At 52.2% G+C, this 251-nt stretch carries 1 pseudogene; it reads left to right on the top strand.

The annotated features are described in order from the left end of the window. Positions 1-251, top strand: a pseudogene (locus tag H5161_RS19965) (RTX toxin); the annotation flags it as partial.

Here is a 251-nt window from a genome sequence, read left to right as displayed (position 1 = left end):
AGTGAAGGTCAAAGCACCATCGAAGTAAGTGTACGCGACAGTGTTGGCAACGAAACTACAGTGAGTGATACCACCACTATCGACACGCAAGCGCCAATACTCACCATTCAAAACGTAGGCGATGTCAGCGACTTAACACCCGAGCTGCAGGGCACCAGTAATGAAATTGGTGGCACTGTTACACTCACCATCACCGACAGCGCAGGCGCTGTGCAAACCATTGAGACCCTAGTTGGCAGCGATGGCCACTG

Origin of the sequence: Pseudoalteromonas sp. SG43-5, from assembly GCF_014164345.1 — a bacterium.
GTDB classification, from domain to species: domain Bacteria; phylum Pseudomonadota; class Gammaproteobacteria; order Enterobacterales; family Alteromonadaceae; genus Pseudoalteromonas; species Pseudoalteromonas distincta.
The sequence above is the reverse complement of the archived record's forward strand: the minus strand, read 5'-3'. Positions and strand labels throughout refer to the sequence as shown.